Source organism: Aquisalimonas sp. (assembly GCF_007120195.1).
GTDB lineage: Bacteria > Pseudomonadota > Gammaproteobacteria > Nitrococcales > Aquisalimonadaceae > Aquisalimonas.
The window spans coordinates 1-7,163 of record NZ_SKOG01000214.1; the positions used below are offsets into that span (position 1 = coordinate 1).

General features: G+C 65.2%; 6 protein-coding genes. 3 read left to right on the forward strand and 3 right to left on the reverse strand.

What is annotated here, in order from left to right; genetic code table 11:
* On the forward strand, window positions 1-1,070 hold a 1,070-nt coding region (mltF, locus tag QZT63_RS15190; RefSeq protein ID WP_290652340.1), incomplete at its 5' end, for a membrane-bound lytic murein transglycosylase MltF.
* A 6-nt stretch (window positions 1,071-1,076) separates the two neighbouring features.
* On the opposite strand, the gene tadA is transcribed toward mltF, so the two are convergent.
* The 3 genes from tadA to guaB form a co-directional block, all read right to left on the reverse strand.
* Complete coding sequence (gene tadA, locus QZT63_RS15195; RefSeq protein WP_290652341.1) at window positions 1,077-1,568, reverse strand: tRNA adenosine(34) deaminase TadA; 492 nt, start codon at window positions 1,566-1,568, stop codon at window positions 1,077-1,079.
* Between the two features lie 28 nt (window positions 1,569-1,596).
* Window positions 1,597-3,174: a glutamine-hydrolyzing GMP synthase gene (guaA, locus tag QZT63_RS15200; RefSeq protein ID WP_290652342.1), complete on the reverse strand. Its 1,578-nt coding sequence runs from the start codon at window positions 3,172-3,174 to the stop codon at window positions 1,597-1,599.
* 70 nt (window positions 3,175-3,244) lie between these two features.
* A complete protein-coding gene (guaB, locus tag QZT63_RS15205) occupies window positions 3,245-4,708 on the reverse strand; it encodes an IMP dehydrogenase (RefSeq protein WP_290652343.1) in 1,464 nt (487 codons plus the stop codon).
* A gap of 134 nt (window positions 4,709-4,842) precedes the next feature.
* On the opposite strand from guaB, the gene xseA reads away from it, so the two are divergent.
* Together xseA and QZT63_RS15215 are read left to right on the forward strand one after the other, a co-directional pair.
* The gene (xseA, locus tag QZT63_RS15210; protein ID WP_290652344.1) at window positions 4,843-6,222 is read left to right on the forward strand and encodes an exodeoxyribonuclease VII large subunit; all 1,380 of its coding nucleotides are present in this window, start codon (window positions 4,843-4,845) and stop codon (window positions 6,220-6,222) included.
* Window positions 6,219-7,052 carry a M23 family metallopeptidase gene (locus QZT63_RS15215; RefSeq protein ID WP_290652345.1) on the forward strand — a complete coding sequence of 278 codons (834 nt, stop codon included), beginning with the start codon at window positions 6,219-6,221 and terminating at the stop codon, window positions 7,050-7,052. The genes xseA and QZT63_RS15215 overlap by 4 nt, the downstream gene beginning before the upstream one ends.
* The last annotated feature ends 111 nt before the right edge of the window (window positions 7,053-7,163 follow it).

The window sequence follows — 7,163 nt, forward strand, 5'->3', positions numbered from 1 at the left end:
CGAAGTCGATTGATGAGTTCCGCGAGCTGTCCAATGCCCACATCAAGGTTCTCGCCGACAGCAAGGCCGAGGACCGGATGCGGGATATTGACCCTGCGGGGGAGGAAATCAACTGGTTCGCAACCCGGACCACCAGTGTTCAGGACCTGCTGTATGGCGTCTGGACGCGCGAGATCGACCTCACCGTCGTGGATTCCAACGAACTGGCGCTGAACCGCAGCTACTACCCCGAGTTGCAGGTGGGTTTCACCTTTGATGAGCCCCGTGCGCTCGCATGGGCCTTCCTGGACAGTGGCGACGACAGCCTGCACGAGGCCGCGGAGGACTTCCTCGACAGAATCCGCAACGACGGCACACTTGACGGCGTCCGGGAGCGTTACTACGGCTATCTCAGCGGATTCGACTACGTGGGGGCGCGCATCTTTCTCCGACACGTTACCGAGCGCCTGCCCGATTACCGAGAAGATTTTCAGCGGGCCGCGCAAGAGCACGATCTGGACTGGCGGCTGCTGGCCGCCCTCAGCTACCAGGAATCCCACTGGGACCCGGGTGCGGTCTCGCGCACCGGCGTGCGGGGCATGATGATGCTGACCCAGCGCACGGCAGGACAGCTCGGGGTGGAGAATCGCCGGGACGCAACCCAGAGCATCGAAGGTGGGGCACGCTATTTGCGCTCGTTGAAGGATCGCCTGCCGGAGCGAATCGAGGACCCGACGCGTACCTGGATGGCCCTCGCCGCCTATAACGTTGGTATGGGCCACCTGCAGGATGCCCGCGCGCTCACCAAGCAACAGGGTAAGGACCCCGACAACTGGGCCCATCTCCGCGAACACCTGCCGCTGCTCTCACGCCCGGAATGGTACCAGCAGACCCGCTATGGCTACGCGCGGGGCTGGGAGCCGGTCCACTACGTGCGCGGGGTACGCAGTTATTACGAGCGGCTTTTACGCATTACCGAACCCTCCCGGTTCCGCTTGCCCACGGATGCCGACTGGGAGAAACGCCGGGCATTCTCACCCGGCGATGCCGGACACGTGCAACTGCCGATGGTGCTGGAGGCGGCGCAATAAAGCGCCCTAACCGTTTCGCCGGGAACGGAAGAACCGCTGCAGCAAGGCGGCACTCTCTTCGGCCAGCACTCCACCGCAGCAGGTGACGGTGTGGTTGTGCAGACCCGGCGCCAGCAGCTGGAAACAACTGTCAACGGCGCCGGTGCGCGGCTCGATGGCCCCGTAGACAAGGCGTCCAATCCGCGCGTGCACCATGGCGCCGACACACATCACGCACGGCTCCAGGGTGACATACAGCGTTGAGCCAGGGAGGCGATAATTGCCCGCCGCGGCTGCAGCGATCCGTATCGCGTGGATTTCTGCGTGCACGGTGGGATCCGAGGCGGCGACCGGGTGATTCCAGCCCCGGGCAAGGCACTCGCCGTCACGCACCAGCACCGCCCCGACGGGCACCTCCCCGGCCGCTGCCGCGCTCCGCGCCAACCCCAGGGCTTCCTGCATCCAATGCACGTCGTCGGCCGCGGATTGGCCCAACGGCACCGCTACCATCCTGCTCATTCAATTGACGCGACCGCGTGCGCGGCGCTTACTCCCACTCGATGGTTGCCGGCGGCTTGCCGGAGATGTCGTAGACCACGCGGGAAATCCCTTCGATCTCGTTGATGATGCGCCGACTCACGTGGTCCAGGAAATCATACGGCAGGTGCGCCCAACGGGCGGTCATGAAGTCGACGGTCTCCACCGCGCGCAGCGCAATCACATGCTCATAGCGCCGGCCGTCGCCGGTGACACCAACGGACTTCACGGGCAAGTAGACGGCGAAGGCCTGGCTGACCTGGTTGTAGAGGGCGTGCTCCCAGAGTTCCTCGATGAAGATGGCATCGGCCTGGCGCAGCGCGTTCGCGTATTCCTTGCGCACCTCACCGAGGATCCGCACCCCCAGACCAGGCCCCGGGAACGGGTGGCGATGGACCATGTCCGCAGGCAGCCCCAACTCGAGGCCGATTTTTCGCACTTCGTCCTTGAACAGCTCGCGCAACGGCTCGACAAGCTTGAGATTCATGCGCTCCGGCAGGCCCGCGACATTATGATGGGACTTGATCACGTGGGCCTTTCCGGTCACGGCGCCGGCCGACTCAATGACATCGGGATAAATCGTGCCCTGGGCAAGCCAGTCCACGTCCCGGAGCCTCTCCGCCTCCTCGTCGAAGATGTCGATGAACAAGTTGCCGATGATCTTTCGCTTAACCTCCGGATCCTGCACGCCAGCCAGGGCCTTCAGGAACCGATGCTCCGCATCCACGCGCACGACGTTTACGCCCATATGCCGCGCGAACGTGGCCATGACTTGATCGGCTTCGCCGAGACGCAGCAGGCCGTTATCCACGAACACGCAGGTGAGTTGGTCGCCAATGGCCTGATGGAGCAGCGCGGCGACCACGGACGAATCCACACCGCCGGACAACCCCAGCAGGACCTTGTCGCCACCCACCTTCTTCCGGATCCTGGTGATGTGGTCCGCAATGATGTTGCCGGAGGTCCAGCTCCCGCTGCAGCCGCATAAGTCACGGACAAAACGGCTCAAAATGCGCTGCCCCTGCGTCGTGTGGGTGACCTCGGGGTGAAACTGCACGCCGTACCACTTGCGCTCGTCATTGCCGATGCCAGCGATGGGCGCTGCGTCGCTGCTGGCGATGAGCTTGAATCCCTCCGGAGGCTGCGCGACCCGGTCCCCGTGACTCATCCACACATCGAGCACGCCGTAGCCTTCCGGCGTGGTGTGATCCTCGATACCGCGCAGCAATCGGGAATGACCCCGCGCCCGCACTCGGGCGTAACCGAACTCCTTGTGCGAGCAAGGCTCCACCGCCCCGCCCAATTGCGCCGCCATGGCCTGCATGCCATAACAGATGCCGAGCAGCGGCACGTTCAACTCGAACACCTCCGCGGGGATGCGCGGGGTCTCGGCGAAGGTCACCGACTCCGGGCCGCCAGACAGGATGATCCCCCAGGGCGCAAACGCGCGGATGGCATTGGGTTCACAATCGCAGGCGTAAATCTCGCAGTAGACACCGGCCTCGCGCACACGCCGCGCGATCAGCTGCGTGTATTGGGAACCGAAATCGAGGATCAGAATGCGTTCGCCGTGGATGTCCTGGACCATGACGAGTTCCCATGGCAGTGATGCAGAGAAAGGGCCGCCGTGAGCACGGCGGCGTGCGGGTTGCGTGTGTTCACTCAGTACGGTAGTTCGGCGCTTCCTTGGTGATGGTCACGTCGTGGACGTGGGACTCCCGCATGCCGGCATTGGTAATGCGCACAAATTCCGGTTTGGTCCGCATCTGGTGCATATCGTGGCAACCCACATACCCCATGCTGGCGCGCAGGCCGCCGAGCAGCTGGTGGACGATCGCCACCAGGCTGCCCTTATAGGGCACGCGCCCCTCGATGCCTTCCGGAACGAGCTTCTCCACTTGCTCGGTGACGTCCTGGAAGTAGCGGTCACTGGAACCCTGGGCCATTGCGCCGAGGGAACCCATACCGCGATACGATTTGTACGAGCGCCCCTGGAACAGCTCCACCTCGCCCGGCGCTTCCTCAGTACCCGCGAACAGCCCGCCGATCATCACGGCATGGGCGCCGGCCACAATCGCCTTCGACAGGTCCCCGGAGAAACGGACACCGCCGTCGGCAATCAGTGGCACGCCTGTGCCCTCCAGGGCTTCGGCCACGTTTGCCACCGCCGAGATTTGCGGCACCCCCACGCCGGCGACAACGCGGGTCGTGCAGATCGACCCCGGACCGATGCCGACCTTCACCGCGTCGGCGCCGGCCTCGACCAGCGCAAGGGCTGCGGCACCGGTGGCAATGTTGCCGCCGATGACTTGAACATCTGGATAGTGCATCTTGATCCAGGCCACGCGCTCGAGCACAGCACGGGAGTGCCCGTGGGCGGTATCGACCACCAGCACGTCCACACCGGCCCGGCTCAGGGCATCGACCCGCTCTTCAGTATCGCCACTGGTACTGACGGCTGCCCCCACCCGCAGGCGGCCATGCTCGTCCTTGCAGGCATTGGGATAGTCCTTGGCCTTCTGGATGTCCTTGACCGTAATGAGACCGCGCAGCCTGAAGTCGTCGTTGACGACCAGCACTTTCTCGATTCGATGCTGATGCATCAGCTCGAGGATCTCCTCCCGACCCGCACCCTCGAGGACCGTAACCAGGCGCTCCCGCCCTGTCATGATCTCCTGCACCGGCGCATCCGTGCGGGTCTCGAAGCGCAGGTCGCGACTGGTGACAATGCCTCTGAGCGCTCCCGCGCCGTCGACCACCGGCACGCCCGAGATGGTGTGGCGCCGGGTCAGTGCCATCACGTCCCCAATCGATGTGTCCGGGGTAACCGTGATCGGTTCCTTGATCACACCGCTTTCAAACTTCTTAACCCGGCGGACGTGCCCCGCCTGCTGCTCGACACTCATGTTCTTGTGCACGACGCCCAGGCCGCCCTGCTCGGCCAGCGTGATGGCGAGGCTGGCTTCGGTCACCGTATCCATGGCAGCAGAGATGATGGGGATGTTCACCCGGATCTCCCGGGTCAACGGTGATGACAGGTCCGCATCCCACGGCATGACATTGGAGTACGCCGGGAGGAGGAGAACATCATCGAAGGTCAATGCTTCCTGGGAGATTCGCATAGGCGGGCACCTTGGAGCGAGAAACTGCGTGCGAGAGATAGCCGTGCATTATAGGAAGCGCTACGGTGCAGCGCAAAGCAACAGCCCTTGTATTGTCTGACGACGCGCAGCGTCCTGACCATTAGACTGTCATCATGGACGCATCGAGCACGACCCCAGATCCCATCAGCCGCCCCGTTCTCACCGTCTCACGGCTCAACCGCGAGGTGCGGGAGCTACTTGAGCAGGGCATGCCCCCCGTTTGGGTGGAAGGCGAAATCTCCAACCTGGCACGCCCCGCCTCGGGACACCTGTACTTCAGCCTCAAAGACGAGCGGGCGCAGATCCGCTGCGCCATGTTCCGCACCCGCAACCGGGTTGTTCGCTTTCGACCCGCAAACGGGCAACAGGTTCTCGTGCGCGGCCGAATTGGCCTCTATGAGCCCCGCGGCGACTACCAGCTCATCGTCGAGAGCATGGAAGAAGCCGGGGACGGTGCTCTGCGGCGACAGTTCGAGGAGCTGCGGCAGAAACTTGAAGCGGAAGGACTATTCGCCGCCGAGCGCAAGAAGCCGCTCCCGGAGCTGCCGCGCCGGATCGGTGTCATTACCTCGGCGAGCGGTGCCGCCATCCGCGATGTACTGCAGGTGCTCGACCGGCGGTTTCCCGCCATCGCGGTGTTGATCTACCCGGTGCCCGTGCAGGGCAAGGAGGCGGCCGGCGCAATCACCCGCGCGCTTCGCCTGGCGGTTGCCCGCAATGAGGTGGACGTGTTGCTGCTCACGCGTGGCGGCGGCTCGCTGGAGGATCTCTGGGCATTCAACGACGAGACTTTGGCACGGGCCATCGCCGATTGCGCCCTACCCGTGGTCAGCGCGGTCGGGCACGAGGTGGATGTGACCATTGCCGATCTAGTCGCTGACCGACGCGCACCCACACCTTCGGCAGCAGCGGAGCTGCTCAGCCCGGACGCCGGCAGCTGGCTGCGCCGCTTCCAGGGCTTTGGGGATCGCCTCAGGTTGACCCAGCTGCGGCACCTGCAGGCCGAGCGGCGGCGACTGGAGGGGCTGTTCAAACGCCTGGAGCAGCAACACCCGGGGCGACGGCTGCGGGACCACGCCCAGCGGCTGGACGAGTTGGACACGCGCCTGCGCCACGCCTGGCGGGCTGGGCAGCGCCTGCGGGAGGCCGCACTGCGCCAGGCCTGCCAGCGCATCGATGCCGTCAACCCGAGGCGGGTGATCCGGCAATCCGAAGACCGGATCGCGGCGCTGGACCGGCGTCTGCGGGCCACCCAGGCGCATCAACTGGAGCGCCGGCGCGAGCGCCTGGCCGCCCTCGCCCGCGCGCTCGAGGCCGTCAGCCCGCTCGCTACGGTAAGCCGCGGCTATGCCATCATCCAGCGCCCGACCGACGGCGCGGTCATTCGCAAGGCGGGCGATGTGCAGCCGGGGGACCCGGTCACGGCGCGCCTGGCACAGGGGCGTCTCGATTGCCGTGTGGAGACGGTACACGACCAGGAGGACTGGACATGACACGTCTGGCGCTGCTCAGCGTGCTTTTGCTGCTTATGGACCAGGCCCTCGCCGGCCTGCCCGATCACCGCCCGACACCAGGTGGCGTCGCCGTGGTGGATATCGGCAACGCCGATACCGCGCGCCCCTCGGCCCGCTATAAAGGCACACCTGTTCTGGTGGTCCCTCGTGACGGCCGCTGGCAGGCGGTCGTCGGTATCGGCCTGGATGCCGACCCGGGGGAGGCGGCGATCACCACCGATGATGGGACATTCCCATTCACCATCCGCGATCGCACGTATGAAGAGCAACGCATCACGCTCGACGACCAGGAGCAGGTCTCCCCTGGCGAAGAGACCCTGGCGCGCATTCGCCGCGAGCACGAGGAGATTCGCGCGGCCCGGGAGACCCGCAGCGAAGGCACGCCTGAGACGCTCAGCCTGGCGTTGCCGGTACAGGGCCGGTTCACCAGTCCTTTCGGGCTGCGGCGCTACTTTAACGACGAGCCGCGCAATCCCCACAACGGCCTGGATATCGCCAACGACCCGGGCACACCGATCGAGGCCCCGGCCGGGGGCACGGTGATCGAGACCGGCAATTATTTCTTTAACGGCAAGACCGTCTTCGTTGACCACGGCGGCGGCCTGGTCACCATGTACTGCCATATGCAGGACATCGACGTGGCGCCGGGCGATACCGTCGGCCGCGGCGACGTACTCGGCAGCGTCGGTGCGACCGGTCGCGTGACCGGGCCCCACCTTCACTGGTCGGTGTTTCTCAACGGCGAAGCGGTGGACCCCTTGTTATTCGTTGAAGGCGAGGACGGAGCCTTTAACGACACCACTCGCTAGTGTCCTGTCCCGTAAATAAGTTGCGAAAATTGGCGTGGATCCTGACCGTTCCTGGCAAGGCGCGCCGACGAGGCGTAGCGGGGGCTACGCCTCGTCGGCGCAACGCCGCCA

Excerpts from the sequence above, each read along its gene's own strand:
- QZT63_RS15215 (WP_290652345.1), top strand. The coding sequence starts at position 6,219 with ATGACACGTCTGGCGCTGCTCAGCGTGCTTTTGCTGCTTATGGACCAG.
- guaB (WP_290652343.1), bottom strand. The coding sequence starts at position 4,708 with ATGCGAATCTCCCAGGAAGCATTGACCTTCGATGATGTTCTCCTCCTC.
- xseA (WP_290652344.1), top strand. The coding sequence starts at position 4,843 with ATGGACGCATCGAGCACGACCCCAGATCCCATCAGCCGCCCCGTTCTC.
- guaA (WP_290652342.1), bottom strand. The coding sequence starts at position 3,174 with ATGGTCCAGGACATCCACGGCGAACGCATTCTGATCCTCGATTTCGGT.
- tadA (WP_290652341.1), bottom strand. The coding sequence starts at position 1,568 with ATGAGCAGGATGGTAGCGGTGCCGTTGGGCCAATCCGCGGCCGACGAC.